The 24987-nt window shown below is 75.3% G+C and carries 23 protein-coding genes; 14 read left to right on the forward strand and 9 right to left on the reverse strand.

The window, feature by feature from the left end:
• The first annotated feature begins 17 nt into the window (after positions 1–17).
• Both rlmN and IEY94_RS01760 read left to right on the forward strand, forming a co-directional pair.
• Positions 18–1247, forward strand: a complete 1230-nt coding sequence (gene rlmN, locus IEY94_RS01755) for a dual-specificity RNA methyltransferase RlmN (RefSeq protein ID WP_189168220.1) — start codon at positions 18–20, stop codon at positions 1245–1247.
• Positions 1244–2683: a DivIVA domain-containing protein gene (locus IEY94_RS01760; protein ID WP_189168221.1), complete on the forward strand. Its 1440-nt coding sequence runs from the start codon at positions 1244–1246 to the stop codon at positions 2681–2683. Before rlmN ends, IEY94_RS01760 begins: the two co-directional genes overlap by 4 nt.
• Before the next feature lie 54 nt (positions 2684–2737).
• Here the strand turns inward: IEY94_RS01760 and IEY94_RS01765 are convergent, their stop codons facing one another.
• Positions 2738–2944, reverse strand: coding sequence for a DUF2631 domain-containing protein (locus tag IEY94_RS01765; RefSeq protein WP_229783230.1), 207 nt, complete (start codon positions 2942–2944; stop codon positions 2738–2740).
• Positions 2945–3193: 249 nt separating this feature from the next.
• Here IEY94_RS01765 and IEY94_RS01770 point away from each other — a divergent pair, with 249 nt between their 5' ends.
• Entirely contained in the window at positions 3194–4741 is a 1548-nt protein-coding gene (locus IEY94_RS01770) for a Rieske 2Fe-2S domain-containing protein (protein ID WP_189168223.1), read from the forward strand.
• A gap of 7 nt (positions 4742–4748) precedes the next feature.
• Here the strand turns inward: IEY94_RS01770 and IEY94_RS01775 are convergent, their stop codons facing one another.
• Positions 4749–5477, reverse strand: a complete 729-nt coding sequence (locus IEY94_RS01775; RefSeq protein ID WP_189168224.1) for a TetR/AcrR family transcriptional regulator — start codon at positions 5475–5477, stop codon at positions 4749–4751.
• Positions 5478–5667: 190 nt separating this feature from the next.
• Between IEY94_RS01775 and IEY94_RS01780 the strand changes: the two genes are divergently transcribed.
• From IEY94_RS01780 to IEY94_RS01805, 6 genes are all read left to right on the forward strand, one after another.
• Positions 5668–7863: an MMPL family transporter gene (locus IEY94_RS01780; protein ID WP_189168225.1), complete on the forward strand. Its 2196-nt coding sequence runs from the start codon at positions 5668–5670 to the stop codon at positions 7861–7863.
• 55 nt (positions 7864–7918) lie between these two features.
• A complete protein-coding gene (gene dxr, locus IEY94_RS01785) occupies positions 7919–9130 on the forward strand; it encodes a 1-deoxy-D-xylulose-5-phosphate reductoisomerase (protein ID WP_189168770.1) in 1212 nt (403 codons plus the stop codon).
• Complete coding sequence (locus IEY94_RS01790) at positions 9130–10374, forward strand: M50 family metallopeptidase (RefSeq protein WP_189168226.1); 1245 nt, start codon at positions 9130–9132, stop codon at positions 10372–10374. Before dxr ends, IEY94_RS01790 begins: the two co-directional genes overlap by 1 nt.
• Before the next feature lie 21 nt (positions 10375–10395).
• On the forward strand, positions 10396–11568 hold the full coding sequence (gene ispG / locus IEY94_RS01795) for a flavodoxin-dependent (E)-4-hydroxy-3-methylbut-2-enyl-diphosphate synthase (protein ID WP_189168227.1): 1173 nt from the start codon (positions 10396–10398) through the stop codon (positions 11566–11568).
• A 76-nt stretch (positions 11569–11644) separates the two neighbouring features.
• Positions 11645–12481: a GNAT family N-acetyltransferase gene (locus IEY94_RS01800; protein ID WP_189168228.1), complete on the forward strand. Its 837-nt coding sequence runs from the start codon at positions 11645–11647 to the stop codon at positions 12479–12481.
• Positions 12482–12754: 273 nt separating this feature from the next.
• Positions 12755–14029: a radical SAM protein gene (locus IEY94_RS01805; RefSeq protein WP_189168229.1), complete on the forward strand. Its 1275-nt coding sequence runs from the start codon at positions 12755–12757 to the stop codon at positions 14027–14029.
• A 63-nt stretch (positions 14030–14092) separates the two neighbouring features.
• Here the strand turns inward: IEY94_RS01805 and IEY94_RS01810 are convergent, their stop codons facing one another.
• The 5 genes from IEY94_RS01810 to IEY94_RS01830 all read right to left on the reverse strand — a co-directional run bounded on the left by IEY94_RS01810 (position 14093) and on the right by IEY94_RS01830 (position 19655).
• Complete coding sequence (locus IEY94_RS01810; RefSeq protein WP_189168230.1) at positions 14093–15307, reverse strand: RCC1 domain-containing protein; 1215 nt, start codon at positions 15305–15307, stop codon at positions 14093–14095.
• 114 nt (positions 15308–15421) lie between these two features.
• Positions 15422–15904: a hypothetical protein gene (locus IEY94_RS01815; protein ID WP_189168231.1), complete on the reverse strand. Its 483-nt coding sequence runs from the start codon at positions 15902–15904 to the stop codon at positions 15422–15424.
• A gap of 78 nt (positions 15905–15982) precedes the next feature.
• Positions 15983–18064 (reverse strand): SIR2 family protein, encoded by a 2082-nt coding sequence (locus IEY94_RS01820; protein ID WP_189168232.1) that lies wholly within the window; start codon positions 18062–18064, stop codon positions 15983–15985.
• Positions 18065–19312 carry a YqgE/AlgH family protein gene (locus IEY94_RS01825; protein ID WP_189168233.1) on the reverse strand — a complete coding sequence of 416 codons (1248 nt, stop codon included), beginning with the start codon at positions 19310–19312 and terminating at the stop codon, positions 18065–18067.
• A gap of 4 nt (positions 19313–19316) precedes the next feature.
• Entirely contained in the window at positions 19317–19655 is a 339-nt protein-coding gene (locus IEY94_RS01830; protein ID WP_189168234.1) for an effector-associated constant component EACC1, read from the reverse strand.
• Positions 19656–19847: 192 nt separating this feature from the next.
• Here IEY94_RS01830 and map point away from each other — a divergent pair, with 192 nt between their 5' ends.
• The gene (gene map / locus IEY94_RS01835; protein ID WP_189168235.1) at positions 19848–20705 is read left to right on the forward strand and encodes a type I methionyl aminopeptidase; all 858 of its coding nucleotides are present in this window, start codon (positions 19848–19850) and stop codon (positions 20703–20705) included.
• 13 nt (positions 20706–20718) lie between these two features.
• Positions 20719–21432 carry a VIT1/CCC1 transporter family protein gene (locus IEY94_RS01840; RefSeq protein ID WP_189168236.1) on the forward strand — a complete coding sequence of 238 codons (714 nt, stop codon included), beginning with the start codon at positions 20719–20721 and terminating at the stop codon, positions 21430–21432.
• Positions 21433–21550: 118 nt separating this feature from the next.
• Here IEY94_RS01840 and IEY94_RS23240 read toward each other — a convergent pair whose 3' ends face one another.
• Together IEY94_RS23240 and IEY94_RS23245 are read right to left on the reverse strand one after the other, a co-directional pair.
• A complete protein-coding gene (locus tag IEY94_RS23240) occupies positions 21551–22021 on the reverse strand; it encodes a ferritin-like domain-containing protein (RefSeq protein ID WP_229783232.1) in 471 nt (156 codons plus the stop codon).
• Positions 22018–22482 (reverse strand): hypothetical protein, encoded by a 465-nt coding sequence (locus tag IEY94_RS23245; RefSeq protein ID WP_229783233.1) that lies wholly within the window; start codon positions 22480–22482, stop codon positions 22018–22020. The genes IEY94_RS23240 and IEY94_RS23245 overlap by 4 nt, the downstream gene beginning before the upstream one ends.
• A gap of 211 nt (positions 22483–22693) precedes the next feature.
• Here IEY94_RS23245 and rimP point away from each other — a divergent pair, with 211 nt between their 5' ends.
• From rimP to IEY94_RS01860, 3 genes are all read left to right on the forward strand, one after another.
• A complete protein-coding gene (rimP, locus tag IEY94_RS01850; RefSeq protein ID WP_373291203.1) occupies positions 22694–23362 on the forward strand; it encodes a ribosome maturation factor RimP in 669 nt (222 codons plus the stop codon).
• Positions 23359–24435 (forward strand): transcription termination factor NusA, encoded by a 1077-nt coding sequence (nusA, locus tag IEY94_RS01855; protein WP_189168238.1) that lies wholly within the window; start codon positions 23359–23361, stop codon positions 24433–24435. Before rimP ends, nusA begins: the two co-directional genes overlap by 4 nt.
• Positions 24436–24596: 161 nt before the next feature.
• Complete coding sequence (locus tag IEY94_RS01860; protein WP_189168772.1) at positions 24597–24929, forward strand: YlxR family protein; 333 nt, start codon at positions 24597–24599, stop codon at positions 24927–24929.
• Positions 24930–24987: the final 58 nt, after the last annotated feature.

Consider the following 24987-nt stretch of genomic DNA (forward strand, 5'->3'; position numbering starts at 1 on the left):
GCGAGACTGGTTGGACCATGACTGCGCAGTCCCCGTCCCGGGCCACCGTGCCCGGCCAGCACGCCCCCGCGTCCGGCGTCGAGCCGGATCCGGCCACCCCGCGTGAGCTGCCGATTCTCGACTTCGGCGCCGGGCGCCGCGGTCGGGCCGCGCTCCCCCCGACCCACCTGGCCGACCTCGATCTCGCCGGGCGCCGGGCGGCGCTGGCCGCGCACGGCCTGCCCCCGTTCCGGGCTAATCAGCTCTCGAATCACTATTTCGGACGATTCGTACGCGATGTCAGTGAGATGTCCGACCTTCCGGCCGCGCTCCGCGCCGACGCCGGGGCGGCCCTGCTGCCGCCGCTGCTCGACCGCGTCCGGGAGCAGGTCTGCGACGGCGGCGCCACCCGCAAGAGCCTGTGGCGGCTGCACGACGGGGCACTGGTCGAGAGCGTGCTGATGGGGTACCCCGACCGCGTCACCGCCTGCGTCTCCAGCCAGGCCGGCTGCGGGATGGCGTGCCCGTTCTGCGCGACCGGGCAGGCGGGGCTCACCCGCAACCTGTCCGTCGCGGAGATCGTTGACCAGGTCGTCCACCTGGCCGGGGTGGCGGCCAGCGGCGCCGTGGTCGGCTCGCCGGCCCGCCTGTCCCGGGTGGTGTTCATGGGGATGGGCGAGCCGCTCGCCAACTACCCCCGCCTCGCCGCCGCGCTGCGGCGGCTGACGAGCCCGGCGCCCGAGGGGCTCGGCCTGTCCCAGCGGCACCTCACGGTCTCCACCGTCGGCCTGGTCCCGGCGATGCGCAAGCTCGCCGACGAGGGCCTGGCGGTGACGCTCGCGCTGTCCCTGCACGCCCCGGACGACGAGCTGCGGGACGAACTGGTGCCGGTCAACCAGCGGTGGAAGGTGGCGGAGGTGCTCGGCGCGGCCCGGGACTTTGCCGCACGAACCGGCCGCCGGGTCTCCATCGAGTACGCAATGATCAGGGATGTGAACGATCAGCCGTGGCGGGCGGACCTGCTGGGCCGCCTGCTGGCGGGCTGGTCCACCCACGTGAACCTGATCCCGCTCAACCCGACGCCGGGTAGTCGGTGGGACGCCAGCGAGCCGCACGTCGAGCGGGAGTTCGTCCGCCGGCTGCGGGCCGCCGGGGTGTCCACCACCGTCCGTGACACGCGCGGCCGGGAGATCGACGGCGCGTGCGGCCAGTTGGCCGCCGCCGGGCAGCCGGCGACCACCGGTCGTGAACGAAAGGCGGCACAGTGACCAGTCAGGGTCAGCGGTTCCGCCGGCGGGCCCTCCGCCGGGGGTACAAGGTCGACGAGGTCGACGGCTTCCTGGACCGGGTCGAGGCGACCCTCGCCGGGGACGAGGCCGGCGCCCCGGTCTCCGCGCAGGAGGTGCACGACGTGGTCTTCCGCGTGCGCTTCGGCGGGTACGACGAGTGGCAGGTCGACCTGCACCTGGACCGCGTCGAGCGGCAGCTCGCCGAGCGCGAGGAGTCCGGCGGCCGGGCGCCGCTGCGCGACTCCGCCGACGCCGGCCGGGGCGAGCGGGCCGGCGTGCCCGAGCGGGCCGCAGCGGCCGCCCGGCCGGGCGAGGGCGGCCGGTACGCCGAGCCGGCGTACGCCACGGGCGAGCCGAGCGGGTACGGCCGCGGCGGCGGCGAGGCGGCCGGGTACGAGCGGTTCGCCGGCGCCACCCGCGACGACCAGCCGGGCTACGGCGAGCCGGGGTTCGGCGGCCGCGGGCCGGGCCGGCACGGCAAGGCCGAGATGACGACCGAGATGCGGCTGGCCGACCGGGACCGCCCCGAACCGGGCTACGGCGGCCCCGGACCCGACGGCCCGCCCGGCGGCTTCGGCGGCCGCGGCGAGCCGGGGTACGGCGAGCGCGCCCCCGAGCCCGCCGGCTTCGGCCGCGGCGAGCAGAACGGCGGCGGGTACGGCCGCCCCGACGCCCCGTACGGCGGCCGCGGCGAGCCCGCCCCCGCGTACGGCGGCCGGGAGCCCGCGCCCGGCGAGTACGGCGGCCGCCCCGAGCCGGCCGGCTACGGCCGCGGCGAGCCCGACCCCGGCGGCCCGGGCGGACCCGGGTTCGGCCGCGGCGAGCCGCCCCGCGAGCCGGCCGGGTACAGCCGGCCCGAGCCCCGCGCCCCCGAGCCCCCGCGCCCCGAGTCCGGCTACGGCGCCCCGCGCGCCGAGCCGGGCTACGGCGAGCCCGAGCGCGACGACCCGCGCGGCTACGGCCGGCGCGGCGAGCCCGGCTACGGCGAGCCGTCGACCGGCGGCTTCGGCGCCGCCCGGCCCGAGCCGCCGGAGCCCGGCTACGGCGGACCGCCGCCGCGCGATCCCGGCTACGGCCCGCCGCCCGGCGGCGGCTTCGGCCCGCCCGCGGGCGGCGGCTTCGGCGGCCCGCCCGGACCGGGCGGCGGCCCCGCCGGCGGGCCGGGTCCGGAGTTCCAGCGGGTCGAGGAGCTGCGGCGCGGGTTCCAGCCGCGCCGGTTCGGCAGCGGGTACGACCCGGCCGAGGTGGACCGGCTGTTCGACGGGATCCTGTCGGCGCTGTCCGGCCGCGGCCCGATGCCGGTGAGCCCGGCGGAGCTGGAGCGGGCCCGGTTCGGCCTGGTGCCCGGCGGCTACTTCGAGGCCGAGGTGGAGGCCGCGCTGCGCGAGGTCAGCGAGCTGCTGCGCCGGTACTGACGCGCGGGATCGGCCGGGCCGCGGAGCGCGGTCCGGCCGGGGTGGCGCGGCGGGTCAGGAGCGCAGGCCGCTGCGGCGCAGGCCCTCCTCGACGACGATGCCGAGCAGCATGAGGCCGGCGATCACGTACGAGACGTAGTTCTCCACCCGGCCCTGGTGGTTGCCGAACACGGCCATCAGCACGATCACCAGGGCCGAGAGCACGCCGGCGATCTGCCACGGCCTGCGGCGGGTCGGCCTGAGCTGGTCCGGTGCGGTCACGGGAGCGTTGCCAGCCACGTCGTCCGGCCCTTCCTACTCGCGCGCCCGGGGCTCTACTCGCGCGCCCGGAGCGCGGCCGGTCGGCCGATCGGGCCGGGGCGGCGGGCGCGGGCGCGAGGCGCGTCGTCCGCGCCCAGTCTCGCACGCCGGCCGTGCCGCCGGTGGCCGGGTCGGGCCCTGGTGGGATGGTTGTGGCGGAGACTGGGATAGTCGTGGGGAGACATCGCCACGGCCAAGGGAGAATCCACGGTGCGGATCACCGGTACCGGTCACGCCAGCATGCGCATCGACACCCCGGCGGGCAGCATCCTGACCGACCCGTGGGTGAACCCCGCGTACTTCGCGTCCTGGTTCCCGTTCCCGGACAACGCGCAGCTCGACTGGGAGTCGCTCGGCGACGTCGACTACCTGTACGTCTCGCACCTGCACCGGGACCACTTCGACGCCGCCCACCTGCGCCGGTACGTCAGCAAGAAGGCCACGGTCCTGCTGCCGGAGTACCCGACCAGCCAGTTGGAGGACGAGCTGCGCGAGCTGGGTTTCACCCGGTTCCTGCGCACGGTCTCCGACGAGGTGCACGAGCTGGACGGCGGTCTCAGGGTCATGATCCAGGCGCTGATCAGCCCCACCGACGGGCCGATCGGCGACTCGTCGCTGTGGGTGGAGTACGACGGCGTCCGGCTGCTCAACCAGAACGACGCCCGCCCGACCGACCTGACCCGGTTCACCGAGCTGGGCCACGTGCACGCGCACCTGCTCCAGTTCTCCGGGGCGATCTGGTACCCGATGGTCTACGAGCTGCCGCAGGCGGCGAAGACCGCCTTCGGCAAGCAGAAGCGGGAGCGGCAGTACGACCGCACCTGGCGGTACATCGACGACCTCAGGGCGTCGTGGGTGTTCCCGATCGCCGGACCACCGTGCTTCCTGGACGACGAGCTGTGGCACCTCAACGACATCCACGGCGACGAGGGCAACATCTTCCCGGACCAGGCCGACTTCGTCCGCGAGTACGCCAAGGTGGGCGGGAGCAACGCCGTCGTGCTGCTGCCCGGCACGGTCACCGAGCTGACCGCGGACACCTGCGACACGGTGCAGCCGGTGCCGTCCGTCGAGGGCTACTTCGCCGACAAGAAGGCCGTGCTGGAGGAGATGCGCGACCGCAAGCGGCCGGTCATCGAGGCGGAGAAGGCGTCCTGGCGGCACCCGGAGATCGACGTGCTGGCGGCGCTGAGGAAGCGGATCGAGCCGCTGCTGGAGGAGTCCATCTACATGGCCAAGGGGGTCGGCGGGCCGGTCCGGTTCGACCTGACCGACGAGGCCGGCGAGGTGGTCGAGTCGATCAGCGTGGACTTCCCGGGCAAGGTCGTCCGGCCGTACGCGGGGGAGAAGGTCCGGTACCGGTTCCGCACCGGCCGGGCGCTGATCGAGCACCTGATCCACATCGACGAGGGCGACTGGGTGAACTCGCTGTTCCTGTCCTGCCGGTTCTCGGCGGCGCGGATCGGCCAGTACAACGAGTTCGTCTACTCGTTCTTCAAGTGCCTGTCCGAGGAGCGGTTGCAGTACGCCGAGGGCTGGTACGACGAGCACGAGCGCACCACCGACGCCGAGGACATCGAGCTGGACGGCTGGCGGGTGCAGCGCCGCTGCCCGCACCTCAAGGCGGACCTGACCCGGTTCGGCGTGGTCGACGGCGACGTACTGACTTGCCAATTGCACGGCTGGCGCTTCGACCTGAACTCCGGCAAGTGCCTGACGAGCGTCGGCCACAAGCTGCGCGCCGAGCGCGTCGACTGAGCGCGGCTCAGCCGGGCGGCGGCGACAGCTCGGCGTTGAACGCCGCCACCTCCGCCTCGAACAGCGGCGTCAGGTCGTCGGCCGCCCAGAACCGCAGGTGGCCGAACACCTCCATCGCCACCACGCCGTAGAGCCGGGTCCAGGCGCGCAGGTAGTACGCGACCGCCGCGGTCGGCAGCGCGTCGCCGTGCACCTGGCGGAAGTGGGTGATCGCCGTCTCGTCCAGCGCCGCCGGCTGCCGGGCCGCCGCGGTGTTGTTCCACAGTGGCGCGAACGCGGCGATGAACACCTCGCCCAGCCGCCGCCCGGCGTGGTCCGGCGGCCGCTCCAGGCCGCTGGCCTCGAGCGCCTGGATCGCCGGTACCGGGTTGCCGAACAGCAGCCCGAACTCCGCCGGGTGGCGCAGCGCCCACGCCCGCAGCGCGCGGGCCATCGCGATCGGCGGCGCGGGCGGCGGGCCGGCGCAGGCGTCCCGGGCGGCCTCCACCTCGCCGCGCAGCTCGTCGTACAGGTCGGTGGCGAGCGCCGCGACCAGCGCGTCCAGGCCGGGGTAGTACCGGTACAGCGCGGCCGCCGTCAGCCCCATCTCGCGGGCGATGGCCCGGACCGACACCTCGGCCACGCCGCCGCGCACGAGCAGCCCGCGGGCCACGGACTTGATCTCCGTACGGGTGGCGGCGCGCTGCCGCTCCCGGCGGGACGGGCCGACGTCGCGCGTCGGTGTGGTGGACGTCATCGCTCTCCCGAGTGTGGTAAACACCATCACCGCTGGCCCACACTGTTCGCAACAGCGAACAGTGTTCACCACCGGTCGCCCGCGGCAGCCGTTCGGTTCGCGGCGGCGGCCGGTGTCCAACCCTCGCTGGCCGTGGCGTAAGCCTACGCCGCGGAACCGGCGTCGGGCCCGTCCGATCTGGGAGGTCGCCGTGTTCGCTTGGTGGGGGCGCGCGGTCGTCCGGCTGCGCTGGTGGGTGCTGGCCCTCGGGCTCGCGGTCGCGGTACTGGGTGCGACCTGGGGCGGCGGCGTCTTCGACCGGGTCGTCAGCGGCGGCTTTTTTGTCAAGGACAGCGAGGCGGCCCGGGCCGGCGACGCGATCACCGCGGCGTTCGGCGAGCAGGGCAGCCACGTGGTCGTGCTGTACCGGGACCCGCTCGCCACCGTGCAGCAGCCGACCTTCCGGCAGCCGGTCACCGAGGCCGTCGCCCGGGTGCGCGCGCTGCCCGGCGTGCGCGAGGTGCGCAGCGCCTTCGACGCCCCGCCCGGCACGCCGGCCGCGGCGGCGCTGGCCGCCCGGTACATCGCCCGGGACCAGCACGCGACATTGGTGACGATCCAGCTCACCGCCGGCGACGACGACGGCCGGCTGGCCGCGTACGAGCGGGTCGCCGCGGCCGCCCGGGCGCCCGGCCTGCGCACCGACGTCGGCGGCGGCGTCGGGTTCCAGGCGCAGGTCAAGGAGCGGTCCAGTGCGGACCTGACCCGGGCCGAGCTGTTCTCCGCGCCGGTCCTGCTGCTGATGCTGCTGCTGATCTTCCGCGGGTTGATCGCCGCGACCACGCCGCTGATCATCGGGGCGCTGGCGGTGCTCGGCTCGTTCATCATGGTCCGGGTCGTGACCATGTTCGCCGACGTGTCCGTGTTCGCCATCAACGTGATCACGCTGCTCGGGCTCGGCATGGCGGTGGACTACGCGCTGTTCGTGGTGAGCCGGTTCCGCGAGGAGCTGGCCGACGGGTACGACGTGCCGGCCGCCATCGCCCGCACCGTCGGCACCGCCGGCCGGACCGTGCTGGTCTCCGGCCTGACCATCGCGCTCGCCCTGGCCAGCCTGCTGATCTTCCCGCAGTTCTTCCTCCGGTCGATGGGCCTGGGCGCCATGTCCGCGGTGCTGGTGGCGATGCTCGGCGCGCTGACCGTGCTGCCCGCGCTGCTCGCCGTCCTGGGCCACCGGGTCAACGCGCTGCGCCTGCCGCTGCCGCGACGGCGCCGCCCGGTCGGGCCGACCGGCGCGGCGGCCGGGGCGTGGGCACGGATCGCGCACAGCGTCATGCGCCGGCCGGTGCTGTACGCGGTGGGGGTGGCGGCGGTGCTGCTCGCGCTCGCGGTGCCGGCGTACCGGATGACCTGGGGCGGCTTCGACGAGCGCATCCTGCCGGCGGGGACCGAGGCGCGCACGGTCAGCGAGGTGGCCCGGCGGGAGTTCCCCGACGGCGGCGCCGACCGGATCCAGGTGTTCGTCCGCGGGGTGCCCGCGGCCGCGGTGCCGGGCCTCGCCGCCACCCTCGGCGCGGTGCCGCCGGCGGCCGGCGCGGAGGTCGTCACCCAGCGCGGCGACGCGGCGCTGGTGGCGGTCCGGTACCCCGGCGAGGCGACCGACGCGCGCACCCAGGACCTCGTCCGGGACCTGCGCGCGGTGCCCGCCCCGGCGGGCGCGGAGGTGTTGGTCGGCGGCCGGACGGCGAACGACGTGGACGTCCTCGACGGCCTGCGCGACCGGCTGCCGTGGATGGCGGTGCTGATGGCGGCGAGCACGTACGTGCTGCTGTTCTTCGCCTTCGGGTCGCTGCTGCTGCCGCTCAAGGCCGTGCTGATGAACCTGATCTCGATCGGCGCCTCGTACGGCGTGATGGTCTGGGGCTTCCAGGACGGCCACCTGGCCGGCCTGCTGCACTTCACCTCGACCGGCTTCCTCGACCCGACGAACCTGATCATCATGCTGGCGGTGCTGTTCGGGCTGGCCACCGACTACGAGGTGTTCCTGCTCTCCCGGGTCCGCGAGGAGTGGGAGGCCACCGGCGACAACACCCGGGCGGTCGCCCTCGGCCTCCAGCACACCGGGCGGATCATCACGGCGGCGGCGCTGCTGCTGATCCTCGTGGTGGCCGGGTTCGCCGCCGGCAGCATCACCATGATCAAGATGGTCGGGGTGGGCGTGATCGTGGCGATCGTGCTCGACGCCACGCTGGTCCGGCTGCTGCTGGTCCCGGCGACGATGCGGCTGCTCGGGCGGTGGAACTGGTGGGCGCCGCGGCCGCTGGCCCGGCTGTACCGCCGGTTCGGGCTGCGCGAGTCGGCGGCGGCCCAGCGCTACGACGCGTGGACCCCGGCGGACCGCGGCTGACCCGGCGGGCGGGGGCGGGGCGGGGCTCCGGGAGAATGGGCGGGTGACTGGTGACGTGAGGCGGATCGCCCTGCTCGGCTCCACCGGATCGATCGGCCGGAGCGCGGTCGACATCGCCCGGCGGCACCCCGACCGGTTCCGGATCGTGGCCCTCGGCGCCGGCGGCGGCAACGTCGACCTGCTCGCCGCCCAGGCCCTCGACCTCGGCGTGGAGGTCGTCGGGGTGGCCAGGGCCAGCGCCGCCCAGGACCTGCAACTCGCCTTCTACGCCGCGGCGAGCAAGCGCGGCTACGCCACCGGCAGCTTCGCCGTCCCGCGGATCGTGGCCGGCCCCGAGGCGATGACCGAGCTGGCCGGCTGGCCGTGCGACGTGGTGCTCAACGGGGTGGTCGGCTCGCTCGGCCTGGCCCCGACGCTGGCCGCCCTGCGCGCCGGCCGGACGCTGGCCCTGGCCAACAAGGAGTCGCTGGTCGCCGGCGGGCCGCTGGTCCGGGCCGCGCTGGCCCGGCCGGACCAGATCGTGCCGGTGGACTCCGAGCACAGCGCGCTGGCCCAGTGCCTGCGCGGCGGCCGGGCCGCCGAGGTGCGCCGGCTGGTGCTGACCGCGAGCGGCGGCCCGTTCCGCGGGCGCGGCCGGGACGAGCTGGCCGACGTCACGGTGGCGCAGGCGCTGGCGCACCCGACCTGGGACATGGGCCCGGTGGTCACGCTGAACAGCGCCACCCTGGTCAACAAGGCGCTGGAGGTGATCGAGGCGCACGAGCTGTTCGGCACGGCGTACGACGACATCACCGTGATGGTGCACCCGCAGTCGGTGGTGCACTCGATGGTCGAGTTCACCGACGGTTCGACGCTGGCCCAGGCCAGCCCGCCGGACATGCGGCTGCCGATCGCGCTGGCCCTGGGCTGGCCGGACCGGGTCCCCGGCGCCGCCGGCGCGGTCGACTGGACGGCCGCGCACACCTGGGAGTTCGCCCCGCTGGACGGGTCGGCTTTCCCGGCCGTCCGGCTGGCGATGGACGCCGGTCGGGCCGGCCGGTGCCGCCCGGCGATCTACAACGCGGCGAACGAGGAGTGCATCGCGGCCTTCACCGCCGGCCGGCTGCCGTTCCTCGGGATCGTGGACACCGTCGAGCGAACCCTCAGCCTGGCGCCCGACCTTGCCGAACCGAGTACCGTGGGCGATGTCCTCGCCGCCGAAACGTGGGCCCGGCGCCGGGCCAACGAGCTGATCGACCGCGCCAGCAAGACCGGTAAGGGAGCTTGATGAAGGAAATCCTGGGCATCGTCGCCTTCGCGCTCCTGATCCTGATCTCCGTGAGTCTGCACGAAGCCGGACATATGGCCACGGCCAAGATGTTCGGGATGAAGGTGACGCGGTTCTTCGTCGGCTTCGGCCCGACCCTCTGGTCGTTCCGCCGGGGCGAGACCGAGTACGGCCTCAAGGGCATCCCGCTGGGCGGTTTCGTCAAGATCGTCGGGATGACGGCCGCGGACGACGACGTCGAGCCGCAGGACGAGCACCGGGCCATGTGGCGGTACCCGGTGTGGAAGCGGACGATCGTGATGTCCGCCGGCTCGGCCGTGCACTTCCTGCTGGCGCTGGTCGCCACCTGGGTGATGGCGATGACGCTCGGCCTGCCCAACCGCAGCCTGCCCGACGAGGCGTCGGCGCTGCCCGCGTACGTCAAGGTCACCGAGTGCGTCGTGGTGGCCAACGACCCCACCCGGGCCTGCTCGGCGGCCGACCCGCGCAGCCCCGCCGCCCTCGCCGGCCTGCGCGACAACGACCGGATCACCGCGATCAACGGCACCCCGGTCAGCACGTTCGCCGACCTGCTCGCCACCACCCGGACCGTCCCGCCCGGCCCGGCCACGATCAGCTTCGAGCGGGACGGGCAGCCGCGGACGCTCACCGTCGACCTGGCCGCCGTCCAGCGGGCGCCGGTCGACGACCCGGCCGGCGCGCCGCGCACGGTCTCGGCGATGGGCGTGGGCCTCACCCTGCCGCCGGGCACCAGGACCATGCTCACGTACGGGCCCGGCGAGGCCGTCGGCGCCACCCTGTCGTTCACCGGCTTCCTGGCGGACAAGACCGTCGAGGCGATGCAGCGGTTCCCGGAGAAGATCCCGGCCCTGTGGGCGTCGCTGACCGGCGCCGAGCGGGACGCGGACACCCCGATCAGCGTGGTCGGCGCGAGCCGGCTGGGCGGGGAGGCGTTCGCCCACGACGCGTGGGAGATGTTCCTGTTCCTGTTCATCTCGCTGAACTTCTTCGTCGGCCTGTTCAACCTGCTGCCGCTGCTGCCGCTGGACGGCGGCCACATCGCGATCAGCTGGTACGAGAAGGCCCGCTCCTGGCTGTACGGCCGGATCGGCCGGCGCGACCCCGGCCGGGTCGACTACGCCAAGCTCATGCCGTTGACATACGGGGTCATCCTGGTGTTCGGGGCGTTCACGCTGCTGACCGTGGCGGCTGACATCATCAACCCGATCACCCTGTTCCGCTGACGCCGAAAGTGGGTTAGCCCGTTGAGTGCCGTCGACCTCGGTATGCCGCCCGTCCCACCCCCGCCCCTGGCCCCCCGGCGCCCGAGCCGCCGGATCATGGTCGGCAGCGTGCCGGTCGGCGGCGGCGCGCCGGTGAGCGTGCAGTCGATGACCACCACGCTCACCGCCGACGTCAACGCCACGCTCCAGCAGATCGCCGCGCTGACCGCGGCGGGCTGCCAGATCGTCCGGGTGGCGGTCCCGTCGGCGGACGACGTGGAGGCGCTGCCGGCCATCGCGCGCAAGTCGCCGATCCCGGTGATCGCCGACATCCACTTCCAGCCCAAGTACGTGTTCGCCGCGATCGACGCCGGCTGCGCCGCCGTCCGGGTGAATCCGGGCAACATCAAGAAGTTCGACGACAAGGTCGGCGAGATCGCCCGGGCCGCCGCCGCGGCCGGCACGCCGATCCGGATCGGCGTCAACGCCGGCTCGCTGGACAAGCGGCTGCTCGACAAGTACGGCAAGCCGACCGCGGAGGCGCTGGTCGAGTCGGCGCTGTGGGAGTGCTCGCTGTTCGAGGAGCACGGCTTCACCGACATCAAGATCTCGGTCAAGCACAACGACCCGGTCGTGATGATCCGCGCGTACCGGCAGCTCGCCGAGCAGTGCGACTACCCGCTGCACCTCGGCGTCACCGAGGCCGGGCCGGCGTTCCAGGGCACGATCAAGTCGGCGGTCGCCTTCGGCGCGCTGCTGGCCGAGGGGATCGGCGACACGATCCGGGTGTCGCTGTCCGCGCCGCCGGTCGAGGAGGTCAAGGTCGGCCAGGCGATCCTGGAGTCGCTCGCGCTGCGCGAGCGCGGCCTGGAGATCGTCTCCTGCCCGTCCTGCGGCCGGGCCCAGGTCGACGTGTACACGCTGGCCGAGCAGGTCACCGCGGCGCTGGAGGGCTTCCCGGTGCCGCTGCGGGTGGCCGTGATGGGCTGCGTGGTCAACGGGCCGGGTGAGGCGCGCGAGGCGGACCTCGGCGTGGCCTCCGGCAACGGCAAGGGGCAGATCTTCGTCAAGGGCGAGGTGATCAAGACCGTGCCCGAGTCGCAGATCGTCGAGACGCTGGTCGAGGAGGCGCTGCGGCTCGCCGACCGGATGGGCGCCGAGCTGCCCGAGGAGCTGCGGGACCTGATCCCCGGCCCGCGGGTGACGGTGCACTGACCGGTGCCGTGGGCCGTTCGGCCCGATCCCGGCCGACCCCTGCGCATCCGGCGGTGGGCTCTGGCACGCTTGTGGGGTGTTGACGGTACCGGTACGGCCGCTCGGCGCGGGTGATCGCGCCGCGGCGTCCGCCGTGCTGGACGCCGATCCGCTGGGCGGGGCCCAGGTCGCCGAGCGGCTGACCACCCGCGGCTGGTCCCGGTGGCGGGCCGACGGGCGGCTGCTCGCGTACGGCGGGCCGATCCCCGAGGCGCTGTGCTGGGTCGGGGCGCACCTGATCCCGGTCCGGGCCGACGCCGCCGCGGTGACCGCGTTCGCCGAGCTGCTGGCCGTCCAGCCGCGCACCTGCGCCTCCGTCGTCGGCCGGGCCGACGCCGTGCTGCCGCTGTGGGACAGGCTGGCGCCCTCCTGGGGGCCGGCCCGCGAGGTCCGGGCCGACCAGCCGCTGCTGGCCCTCGACCGGTTCCCCGACATCGCCCCGGACCCGGGCGTCCGGCTGGCCCGGCGGGACGAGGCCGAGCTGCTCTTCCCCGCCGCGGTGGCGATGTACGAGGAGGAGATCGGCATGTCGCCGCTGACCGACGACGGCGGCATCGGCTACCGGGCCCGGCTGCTGGACATGATCCGGTCGCACCGGTCGTACGTCCGGATCATCGACGACGAGGTGGTCTTCAAGGCCGAGCTGGCGGTCGTGACCGCGCGCACCGCGCAGGTGCAGGGCGTGTGGGTCGCGCCGCGCTGGCGCGGCAAGGGCCTGGCCGCCCCCGCGATGGCCGCGGTCGCGCTGGACGCGCTGCGCCGGGTCGCGCCGACGGTCAGCCTGTACGTCAACGCCTACAACACCGTGGCCCGCCGCGCGTACGCCCGCTGCGGCTTCCGCCCGGCCGGCACCTTCGCCACCGTCCTCTTCTGAGGGACGACCGTCAGGGGGGCTGCGCGGCCCCCGGCTCGTTCGTTACTACCCGCGGGCGATTGTGCTCGGTGGCGCGAAATCCGACCGGACGGGCGGGTGCCGGCCAGGCCGACCGTGCCATTGTCTCCATAGGCGGCCGAACCGGGGGTGACCGCGTCCCGACGCGCTGCGCCCGGCGTCTCCGGACCGGCCACGCGGGTGCCCACGTCCGGGTACCGACCACGAGGGTGCCAACATGTCGCTTCGCACTCGGACCGGGCGACCGTGTCCACGGTGATCAGCGCGTCGGTCCCGGCGGCGGCCCCCACCGCCGCCGGCGTGCTGCGGGCCGCGCTCAACCCCGACGCCACGGTCCGCTTCGAGCCGTTCGGCGCGGTGGCGTACGTCGGCCACCGCGACGACTTCTTCGCCGTCGACGCCGCCCACGCCGACCTGCTGCGCAGGCTGCACGTCGGCCCGGCGGCGCTGACCGGCGCCGACCGGGCCAGGGCGGCGGCGCTGGCGGCGCTCGGCGTGTGCGTCACCGACCCGCCGACCGCGCCGCGGCCGAACCAGGCCCGGTCGCTGGTCGGCCGGCTGGTCGACCTGCCGGCGCTGGACCGGCCGCTGCTGGTGAACTGCTTCAGCACCGCGCACTGCCCGCTGCGCTGCGTGTACTGCCACGCCGACGACCTGATGATCCCGTACCGCGAGGGCGAGCAGTGGTCCGATGTGGCCGCGGTGACCCGCACGGCGGCGCTGGTCCCCGCGCTGGTGGCCGTGGTGACCGGCGGCGACCCGATCGTGGCGCCGGCCCGGGCGGCGTTCCTGATCCGGCGGCTCGCGGTGCACAAGCGGGTGGTGCTGGACACCTCCGGCGCCGGCGATATCCGGCCGCTGCTGCCCGAGCTGCGCCGCGCGTCGGCGCACGTCCGGGTGTCGGTGGACAGCGACCGGCGGGAGGTGCACGACCGGGTCCGGCCGGTCAGCCCGCGGTACCTGCCGCGCGGCAGCAGCTCGTTCGACGCCGCCCACGGCACGCTGCGCACCCTGCTGGACGCGGGCGTGCCGTGCAGCGTGCAGACGGTCGTCGGCCGGCACAACGAGGAGCCCGACGCGCTGCGCCGGCTGCGCGACGACCTGCTCGCCCGCGGGGTGCGGTACTGGGTGCTGCACGCCGCTGTACCGGCGGGCAAGGCCGAGCGGCACCGCGGCGTGCTGCCCGGCCCGGACGTGCTGGACCACCTGCGCGCGTTCGTCGCCGAGTGCGCCGCCGCGGGGCTGCCGCTGGACATCCGGGTGACCGGCACGGCCGCCGCGCCGAACTCGGTGCTGCTGATCGACTCCCGCGGCCGGCTGTGCGTCCAGCGGGCGGACGGGCCGGGCAAGCGGGTGGTCTGGCCCGCGGACGCCCGCCCGGACGTCGCGGCGCTGCGCCGGCTGCTGGACGCGCACATCGACTGGGCGGGCCACGCCGGCCGGTACCTCAACGGGCCGCTGGCCCCGGCCCGCGCCCGCCCGCCGGCCCTCCCGGCGCCGGCCCCCGGCGTCGGCGCCGCCCGCCGCTGACGCCCGCGGCCGACCGGGGGGCCGCGCCCGCGGGCACGGCCACCCGGGTGCGGCGCCGGGCGGTCAGCCGATCGAGAACATGCTGCTGCTGCCGGTACCGCCGCCGAACAGCAGCCCGGTGTGGCCGCCGGGGACCAGCTTCGGCGTGGTCTCGTCGGACAGGTCGCCCTGGGCGAGCTGGCCGTAGTCGTTGTTGCCCCAGCAGTAGATGGACCGGTCGGTGCGCTGGCCGCAGCCGAACTCGTTGCCCGGCTGCACCTTGGCCCAGTCCGTCGCCGAGCCCACCTGGACCGGCGAGCTGCGCGTCGTGGTGTCGCCGAGGCCCAGCTCGTAGTTGTCGTTCAGGCCCCAGCACCACAGGGTGTTGGTCTTGAGCCCGCAGGTGTGGTCGCGGCCGGCCTCGATCGCCGTCCAGGTGGTCAGCGCGCCGATCTGCGTCGGCGTCTGCGCGGTGGTGTAGTTGCCGCGGCCGAGCTGCCCGGAGTCGTTGAGCCCCCAGCACCACAGCGTGCCCGCGCTGCGCAGCGCGCAGGCGTGCATCCGGCCGACGGTGATCTTGGTGTGGGTGGTGTTGCTGCTGGTGGTGATGGGGGTCGTCTGCTCGGCGGTGGAGCCGTTGCCGAGCTTGTAGTTGAGCCCCTCGCCCCAGCAGTAGACGGCCCCGCCGCGGATGCCGCAGGTCTGCACGTTGCCGTTGGCGACCGCGGTCCAGTTGCTCGCGGAGCCGACCTGCTGCGGCGAGCTGTACGTGGTGTTGTTGCCGACGCCGAGCTGGCCGAACGAGTTCTGGCCCCAGCACCACATCGTGCCGGTGGTCCGGATGCCGCAGGTGTGGATGCCGGCGGCCGCCACCGTGCTCCACGAGCCGGAGATCTGCACCGGGCTGGACGTGTCGGTGTAGTTGCCCCGGCCGAGCTGGCCGTAGTCGTTCTTCCCCCAGCACCAGAGCGTGTTGCCGGTGCGGATGCCGCAGGTGTGCCCGGTCTCGGAGTCGATCGCCGGCTGGTTCGAGGTGCTCAGGTACTCCCAGGTCGTCGCCGAGCCGACCTGCAGCGGGCTCGTCCGGGGGCTGGTGGTGTTGCCGAGGCCCAACTGGCCGGTGGTGTTGTCCCCCCAGCCGTACAGCGGCCCGGAGTTGAAGTTCGTCGACAGGGTCAGGTCGTTGCCCGGATTGCTGGTACTGCGGCTGAACGCGCTCCCGGCGGCCTGGGTGCAGGCCATCGCGACCACCATCGCTACTGCGAGGCAGCCACCCAGGACCCGCTCGATGCTCGCCATGACCCCCCACTCCCGTCGTCCGACATATCGGCCGGCGGTTAACGGGCTGAACGCTTCCCGGTGGGTAACCGGCCGACCGGCCGACAGCGCGGGCGGTCCGGCGCGGCGGGGCCGTCAGTCCCGCGGGTGGGTGTCCTCGGCGTGCCGGGCGGCGGCGTCCCGGATGCGGTGCAGCAGCCGCTCGTGCCGGGCATGCCGCAGGAGCTGGGCCGGGCTGCGGCCGAGCGTCGTCGGCGAGACCTCGCGCAGCCAGGCGCGGGCCACGGTCGGCTCGCCGACCGCGGCGAAGATGTCCACCACCTCGACGGCGGTCTGGAGCCGGGCCAGGGCCTCCTTGCTCGCCGCGACCTCCGGGCCGGACTCGATCCAGCCGCGCAGCTCCCGCTGGGTGGCCGCGCCGCTGACGTACGTGGCCAGCGGCTCGCCCAGCCACTCGCTCGTCTCCTCCAGCGCCGTGCCCAGCTCGTCGAGCACCGCGACGGCGTGGTCCAGGGCGGCGGCGGAGGCGTGGCCGTCGGTGACGTCGGCCGGCCCGCCGCACGCGGCCGGCCCCGCCGCGAGGTCCGGCGGTACCGGCATGCCGGGGGTGATCGTCATGCCTTCGAGGTTAACGCCGGCGGCACCCCGGACGGAACCCCGCCCGCACCCGGAAATCACCCCGGACCTGCCCGAACGCTACTGGTCGGGCCCCTGGTCCGCGAGGTACAGGGCGGACACCCGGGCCGCCACCGTGCCCAGCGCCGCCGCCGGGTCGGCCTGCACCGCCGCCCGTACCGCGGCCCACGAGTCCAGCCGCTCGCCGCCGATCGGCGGCGCCTCCTCGCCGGTGAGGTAGATCGGCAGCAGCACCGCGTGCTGGACGAGCCAGTGCAGGTACCCGCGGTCGGCGTCCCAGTCCGGCAGCGCGTGCGCCCGGGTCAGGTGGTCGGCCAACTCCCGCGGGTCCCGCCAGCGCAGCATCAGCGAGTCGTTGGACAGGCTCTCCGCCCGCGGATTGCACAACTGGTGCAGGTCGTAGTCGAACACCTCCCGCCAGAGCTGCCAGAACGCCCGCTCGTCCTGCCCGCTGAGCGTGATCACCGAGTCGGTGGGGCGGTCGAGCAGCAGGTGGTTCAGGTGGGCCCAGATGGTCAGCGGGGTCAGCAGCCGCCGGGCGTTGCTGGACAGCAGCGTCTGGAGCACCGCGGCGCCCGCGTCGATCAGCCGCTCCACCGGCACGTCCGGCAGCACCTTGGTGGCCACCAGCACGCTGTACAGGGACGGGTTGCGCTCGCCGTACGCCTCCCGGGCCACCGCCCACGGCCGGACCGGCCGCAGCAGCGCGCTCGGGTCGGCCAGCACGTCGGTCCGCTCGACGAAGTCCTGCAGCGACACGATCTCCGGCGCGACCGCGTCGGGCACCAGGGCGAACCAGCGGCGCAGGTCGGCGGTGAACCGGTGGCTGTACCGGTACCGCTGGGCCACCCCGAAGTCGTCCAGGCACACGGTCACCGACACCCCGCGGGCCGACAGCGCGGCGGCGGCCAGCGCCTGCACGGCGTGGATCAGCGACGACGTCTCGCGCAGCCGGACCGGCCAGTACAGCAGGTCCGGCGTCTTGCCGGACGGCTCCTCCGGCCGGTGGAACTCCCAGCCGAACCGCCGGTCGAGCTGGTCCAGCAGCGCCCGCGCCCCGGCCGGCGGGGTGTTGGTCGGCTCGGAGATCAGCTCCCGCTCCCACACCCGCTGCCGGAACCGCCGCCGGGTGCGCGGGATGCGCGGCTGCTCGGGCACGCCGAGCCGGTCGGCGAGCGCGGGGAACAGCGAGTTGGCGTCCACCCCGGTGAAGACCAGCGGCGGCCGGTGCCCGGCCAGCGTCGCGGCGAGCCGCTCCCGGTGCGCGTCGGCCGCGGCCGGGTCCGGGTCGTACAACGCCCAGACCACCGTGACCCGGTGGCCGACCTGGCGCAGCGCGCGCAGGAACGCCTCGTCCCAGCCGCCGTACCCGATCACGCAGACGGTGTCGCCGCGCAGCAGCCGGGCCAGCGCCGCCGACTGGCCGGGGCCGGCGCCGCGCAGCCGGTGCGGGTCGTGCAGCATCCCGCGCCGCTCGGCCGGGCGGGCGGGCCGCCAGTACCCGTGCAGGTGGAAGATCCGGACGGCGTCCGCGGCCAGCAGCGGCGTCGGCGCGGTGCCCTCGTCGGTGAGCGTCAGGGGGCTGGCCCGGCCGCCGGCCCGGCGGATCGCGATCTCGATCAGCGGGTCGAAGTTGGTGGTCAGCAGCCGGTTGCCGAACTGGGCCGGGCGGCGGGCCAGCAGCCGGCCGAGCGCGGCCACGCCCTCGGGGACCCGCCAGGCGTCCAGGTCGGCCTCGAGCCGCTCGCCGACCCGGGTGTCCAGCCGCTGCCACACGCCGTGCGTGGCGAGCGCCGAGTGGGCCCGGACGGCCGGCTGGTACGCGTGCAGCACGGCCGCCTGGGCGACCACGTCGAACTCGTTGCCGGAGATCCAGTTCGCGAACGCCGCGTGGTACGCCCGGTACACCTCGCCCGGCGCGGACCCGGCGGCGGCCGCGGCGGCCAGCGCCCGGCCCAGCTCGCCGTCGTCGCGGCCGGCGGCGTAGTCGTCGGCGAGCGCGATCATGTCGGGTACGCCCGGCACGGCCGGGACGCTCAGCCCGGAGCCGACGAGCAGCGTCAGGTGCTCCCCGCGGCGGACCGCGTGGGTGAGGTGGTCGACCAGCTCGGCGGCGCCGGCGGCGATCGGTGGGATGTCCATCTATGTCTGCAATTCGTGCCAGAGTTCGTTCGGGCGGGGGGAGAAGGCGGCATCGGGGGCGTCCTCGGCGAGCCGCAGCAGCCCGGCCTCCAGGTCGGACTCCAGCTCGCCGGGGGCCCAGCCGACGTACCCGGTGCACAGTCGCAGGTCGCCGAGGTAGCTGTCCATGTCGGTCGGGTCGGCGGACAGCGCGATCGTGCCCAGTCGGCCGGCGATCGGCGCGAACCGGGTCGGCGCGGCGGCGTCGGGGCGGAGCTGGGCCAGCGCCAGGTACCCCGGCGTCGGCACCGGCCCGCCGTGGAAGATCACCGGCGGGTCGGACAGCAGGTGCTCCCACTGCCGGGCGATCCCGGCCGCGGCCCGGTCGGTGGGCTGGTTCAGCCGGACGGCGACCGCCCCGCGCTCGGGGTCGTACCGGACGATCAGCAGCACCGCTTCGCGCAGGTCCGGGCCGGTGACGTGCGGCGCCGAGACCAGCACCCGGCCGGCGAGTTCGTGGCTGTGCAGGGCGGCGTTGCGGACCAGCGGGATGTCGTCGCCGGAGTTGCGGGCGCGCACCTCCGGCTGCGGGTACCCCAGGTGCAGGAGCCGGTCGCGCAGCGTCTGCCAGATCGTCTTCATGTCCAGCAGCCGCGGCCCGCCGGGCAGGCCGGCGCGCAGCAGCCCGATCAGCTCGCCGGTGAACGCGGTGAACGGCTCGCCCGGCGGCGCCTGCGCCGCCTCGGTCGCGGCGGCGGCCACCAGCAGGCAGCTCTTCTCGATCCGGGCCTTGTCGGCGAGCAGGACGGTCCGGCTGTGCGGGGCGGCCATCTCGGCCCGGCCGGCGTAGCAGCAGTCCAGGATGATCACCCGCCGCTCGGCCGCGCTGCGCCGCACGTTGCGCCGCACCCAGTCGTACGGGACCGCGGTGGCGTGGATCGCGGTCGGCACGGTGTCGCGCAGGGCGAGGAACAGGTCCCGGCTGTCCACGTCGACCAGGCCGTGCCCGGCGGAGTAGACGAGCAGCAGCCCGCCGGGCCGGACCGCGCCGCCGGCCTCGGACAGCGCGATGTCCACCTCGCGCGGGGTGACCGGGTCGAGCAGCACCCGGCAGTTCTCGGCCGGCAGGCCCCAGAGCACGGGGTCGCGCAGGGCGGCGGCGAGGCCCTCCAGGTTGCCGGCGACGGCCGGCAGGGCGGGGAGGTGGTCGTACCGGGCGGTGCCGATGAGCACCGCCCGCGACGCGCTCGGATCGGCGAGCCGGGCCATCGGGTCAGGCGCCGCCCAGTTCGCGGACGGCCGCGGCCAGCGCGTCCGGGTCGTCGGACTCGATCGTCACGGTGGCGCCGTCGGGCGTGTCGACGCTCACCCGGACGGTGGGCCGCTCGGGGCGGGACGTCCGCCAGCGGGCGACGGAGACGAGCAGCGCGCCGAGCGCGATGGCGTTGCCGACGGCGAACTGCAGCAGCTCGACGCTGCCGGCCATGCTGCCGGGGGCGCCGGCGCCGGGCAGCCGCGCGGCCGCCGGGCCGACCCCCGGGTCGGCCTCGATCCAGTGGGCCAGGTCGAGTGCGGCGTCGATGCCGCCGTCGGTACGTACGTGGATGTCCATCCGGCGGTTCCTCCCGCGCTGGCCGGGTGCGGCTTTGCGACTCTTAGCCGAGACGGTGTGGGACTTTAGCCGAGACGCAGCCCCGATGTCACGAGTGTCGGGGTCTGCCGGTAACTATGCAATGACTAACAGTGAGCAAAGTCGCGTGCCGGTGCCGCGCGGGGCGCTCCCGGGCGGAGCTAGGCTGGCGGGATGACCGTGCGCGCCCCCATCGTCCCCGGCACCCGCTCGCCCCGCAGGACCGTGCCCGCGTCCATCGCCCGGCCCGAGTACGTGGGCAAGCCCGGACCCCGCAGATGGACCGGCTCGCACGTGCAGAGCCCGTCGGTCATCGAGCGGATGCGGATCGCCGGCAAGCTGGCCGCCCGGGCGGTGCAGCTCGCCGGCGAGCACTGCAAGCCCGGCGTCACCACCGACGAGCTGGACGAGATCGTGCACGACTTCCTGGTCGAGCACGGGGCGTACCCGTCCACGCTCGGCTACAAGGGCTTCCCGGCCTCCTGCTGCACCTCGCTCAACGAGGTGATCTGCCACGGCATCCCCGACTCCACCGTGCTGACCGACGGCGACATCGTCAACATCGACGTCACCGCGTACATCGGCGGCGTGCACGGCGACACCGACGCCACGTTCTGCGTCGGAGACGTCGACGAGGACGCGCGGCTGCTCGTCGAGCGCACCCGGGAGGCGATGATGCGCGGCATCCGCGCCGTCGCGCCGGGCCGCCCGCTGAACGCGATCGGCCGGGTCATCTCCGCGTACGCCCGCCGGTTCGGCTACGGCGTCGTCCGCGACTTCACCGGCCACGGCATCGGCGAGACGTTCCACAGCGGCCTGTACGTGCCGCACTACGACAACCCCGGCCTGGACGTCGTCATGGAGCCGGGCATGACGTTCACCATCGAGCCGATGATCACCCTCGGCACGCACGAGTACGAGATGTGGGACGACGGCTGGACCGTCGTCACCGCCGACGGCCGGTGGACGGCCCAGTTCGAGCACACGATCCTGGTCACCGACGACGGCCACGAGATCCTCACCCTCCCGTGACCGGGCGTCCGGCATGACCGTGCCCACCCCCGCCGCCGCGCACCGCGACCACCACGCCGACGTCAGCGGCGGCTGGCTGCGCGCCGCCACGTTCGGGGCGATGGACGGCCTGGTCACCAACATCGCGCTGATCGCCGGCGTCGGCGGCGGCGGGGTACCGGCGCACACGATCGTCCTCACCGGCGCCGCCGGCCTGGTCGCCGGCGCGATCTCGATGGGCCTGGGGGAGTTCACCAGCGTGCGGGCGCAGAACGAGCAGATCGCCGCCGAGGTGGCGAAGGAGCGGCGCGAGCTGGAGCGCTTCCCGGACGCCGAGGCCGCCGAGATCGCCGACGTCTGGACCGCCCGCGGGCTGCCGGCCGAGCTGGCCCGGGCGGTGGCGGACGTGCTCAAGCGCAACCCGGACGAGGCGCTGCGGGTGCACGTCCGGGAGGAGCTGGGGGTGGACGCCGATGACCACCCGAGCCCGTGGACGGCCGCGGTGTCGTCGTTCCTGTGCTTCTCGGTCGGGGCGCTGATCCCGCTGCTGCCGTACCTGCTGGGCTGGGCGAGCCTGGTGGCGGCGCTGGCCGTGGGCGGGGTCGGGCTGTTCGCGGCGGGGGTGGTGGTGGCGCGGTTCACCGGGCGGTCGTGGTGGCGCGGGGGGCTGCGGCAGTTGGCGCTGGGCGGGGTGGCGGCGCTGGCGACGTACGGCATCGGCACAGCGATCGGCGTCGGCGTCACCTGATCGCGAGAAACTCCGCGCGCCGTACCGGGACGGATACGGCCGCGACCGCAACCCGGCGTCCGATGTGGCGCCCCGGTCCATCCGCGCGCGTTGATGCTGTCGCGCCGGCCGGGCGCGGTCAGGTTGCGGACGGCTCGGGGGTCGGCCCCGGGCGGCCGGGGTACGGCGTCGTGAGCGGGAGCTGCGCGGACAGGCGGCGCCAGCGGGTCGCCCGGGTGGCCGCGTCCGTGAGTCCCGTCAGGACCAGCCGGCGGGCCGGCCCGTCGGTGGCCGCCAGGGCCGCCCGCCACACCGTCGCCGTCCGCTCCTCGACCACCACCGCGAGCCGGCGGGCCGCCGCGGCGTCCGGTACCGGGAACGGCAGCGCGTAGCCCGGCTCGGCGCCGCCCGGCGTGGCCCCGGCCGAGCGCAGGTGCAGCAGCAGCGCGTCGCGCAGGTCGCGGTGCGCGGCCTCGGCCGTCCGGGCGACCGGGGCCTGGGCGGGCGGCAGGCGGACGCCGAGCACGCCGTACGCGTACACGGCCGCGTACTCCGCGGCCAGCGCGTCGCCCAGCCGGGCGATGCCGGGGTCGGCGGTGGGCTCGGTCACGCCAGCACCTCCAGGTGGGTGGCCCGGGCCGCCGCGATCTCGCCGAGCAGCGTCGCCCTGGCCGCCGGGGCGGCGAGGCAGGCCGCGGCGGCGGCGCGCTGGCCGGTTCGTTCGGCCCGGCGCAGGGTGGCCACTGTGGGCGCCGCGCCGGGCGGCGGCGCGGGCGGGGTGGTCGGCGGCGCGATCACCGCCGTGAGCGCGGCCGCGTGCGCCTCGTGCGCCGCGCGCACCGGCGCCAGCCGCGCAGCCAGCGCGGGCGTGGTCTCGATCACCCTGGCGTACAGGGCGGCCAGCGCCACCGTGCCGGCGAGCAGGCCGGTGAGCGGATCGGGCGCGGCGGGTCGGCCGGGGCGGCAGCCGGCGGCGACGGCCGCGGCCGGCACGAGGGCGGCGGCGCGCAGCAGCGCGCGGCGGGTGCCGGCGACCGGCGCGGTCCGGGGGGCGGGGTGCGGGTGTGCCATCCCCCCCAGTGAACACCATCCGTACCGGCGCGCCCGCGCTGCGCCACCCGCGCGCGGGATCGAGAGTGACTCCGGTCGGCTTGGCGTCCGCCGTCCCCGCCCGCGCGTTACGCTCTGCGCAGCCGCCGGGCATCGGTCCGGCGGCGCGCCGCCGTGCCGGCGCGGGCCAGCACGCGGCGCACGGGCGCGCGGAGCGGATGGGAGCGCAGTGGTGATGTCACGCGGCCGGGCCGGCGGGCACCCCGTCGGGTCACGATCGGGGCGCTCGGGCGCCGCGCCGGGGCGGACCGCCGGCGCGCGCGGCGAGACCGCGGCGCGGGTCCGCAGCCAGCGCGTCGGCACCGAGGCGGCGCGGCGGGACCGGCTGCGCGCGATCATCGAGCCCGTCATCGCCGGGGCCGGCTGCGACCTGGAGGACCTGGCGCTGTCCCGGGCCGGCCGGCGGCACCTGCTGCGGGTGACGATCGACGCCGACGGCGGCGTCTCGCTGGACGACGTGGCCACGGTGTCCCGTGCGGTCTCGGCCGCGCTGGACGCCGCCGAGGAGGCCGGCGAGCCGCTGTTCGACGGGGAGTACAGCCTGGAGGTGGGCTCGCCCGGCGTCGACCGGCCGCTGCGCCTGCCCCGGCACTGGCAGCGCAGCGTGGGCCGGCTCGTCCGGGTCGCCCACCGCACGGCGGACGGCGAGCGGCAGCTCACCGGCCGGGTGGTCGAGGCGACCGCCCACGCGGTCGTGCTCGACATCGCCGGCGAGCGGGTCGCCTGCGGGTACGAGGCGCTCGGCCCCGGCCGGGTGCAGGTGGAGTTCCAGCGGCTCGACGAGGTGGCCGACGGCGACCTCGAAGAGATCGCCGACGACGAGGAAGGGGACCAGAGGTGAACATCGACCTCGCCGCGCTGCGCGCGCTGGAGCGGGAGCGGGAGATCCCGTTCGAGACCATCCTCGGCGCGATCGAGACCGCGCTGCTGACCGCGTACCGGCACACCGAGGGCGCGCAGCCGCACGCCCGGATCGAGATCGACCGCAAGACCGGCGCCGCCAGCGTGCTGGCCCGCGAGGTCGACGACGAGGGCCGGGTGGTCCGGGAGTACGACGACACCCCGCACGACTTCGGCCGGATCGCGGCGATGACCGCCAAGCAGGTGATCCTGCAGCGGCTGCGCGAGGCCACCGACGACGCCCACTTCGGCGAGTACGCCGGCCGCGACGGCGACCTGGTCACCGGCGTGGTCCAGGCGCACGAGGCGCGGCAGGAGAAGGGCATCGTCTCGATCGACCTGGGCAAGCTGGAGGCGGTGCTGCCGCAGGCCGAGCAGGTGCCGGGGGAGCGGTACCCGCACGGCCAGCGGATCCGGGCCGTCGTGGTGCACGTCACCCGCAGCTTCCGCGGCCCGCAGGTGACCGTGTCCCGGTCGCACCCGAGCCTGGTGAAGAAGCTGTTCGCGCTGGAGGTACCGGAGATCGCCGACGGGACGGTGGAGATCGCCGCCATCGCCCGCGAGGCGGGCCACCGCACCAAGATCGCGGTACGCTCGATGGTGCAGGGCGTGAACGCCAAGGGCGCCTGCATCGGCCCGATGGGGCAGCGCGTCCGCGCCGTGATGAGCGAGCTGCACGGCGAGAAGATCGACATCATCGACTGGTCGGACGATCCGGCCCAGTTCGTCGGTAACTCCCTGTCACCGGCGAAGGCGCTCCGGGTCGACGTGGTCGACTCCGGCGCCCGGACCGCCCGGGTGACCGTGCCCGACTACCAGCTCTCCCTGGCGATCGGCCGGGAGGGGCAGAACGCCCGGCTGGCCGCGCGGCTGACGGGGTGGCGCATCGACATCCGGTCGGACGCCGAGCCCGGCCGTACGGACGCCGGACCGGCCGGCGGGGACGCGCCGGCGGGGGCCGGGGCGCCGGCCGGGGGCGGTGGCGACGCGCCCGCACTCGCCGACGCAGAGTGACGGCGGCCGGCGAGCCCGACCGGCCGGCACGATCTTCCGGCAAGCGGGGTAGACTCCCCGTGACGCGTGGCGCGCCGGCTGCCGGCCCGCCATCCCCCGGTCCGTCCGTCGTACCCGCTGCCGGCACCATCGGCGGCGCCCCGGCGCCCGGACCGATCCGGATGTGTGTGGGCTGCCGAGGGCGCGCTCCCGCGACGCAACTCGTACGTGTCGTTGCCCGGGCCGCCGGTGCGGGCTGGTCGGTCCAGCCGGATCCGGGGCGACGACTGTCGGGGCGGGGTGCGCACCTGCACCCCGATCCGGCCTGCCTCGTGCTGGCGGAGCGGCGCCGCGCCCTAGGGCGCGCGCTCCGGCTCCCCGGTGTCCCCGACACCGGGCCGCTCGCCGAGCACCTCCGGACGGTCAGCGTGCCGCCCGGAACCACGGACGGTGGCAGCTCATTGCGACCCACCCGAGACCAGCAAGGTAGGACGACCGACATGAGCACACGATGAAGTCGCTCACATGACCAGGCTTCAAGTGCACGATTGAGGTCGCTGCGGGCTGTCCGCA

The sequence above is a fragment of the Pilimelia anulata genome (genome assembly GCF_014647895.1).
GTDB lineage: Bacteria > Actinomycetota > Actinomycetes > Mycobacteriales > Micromonosporaceae > Pilimelia > Pilimelia anulata.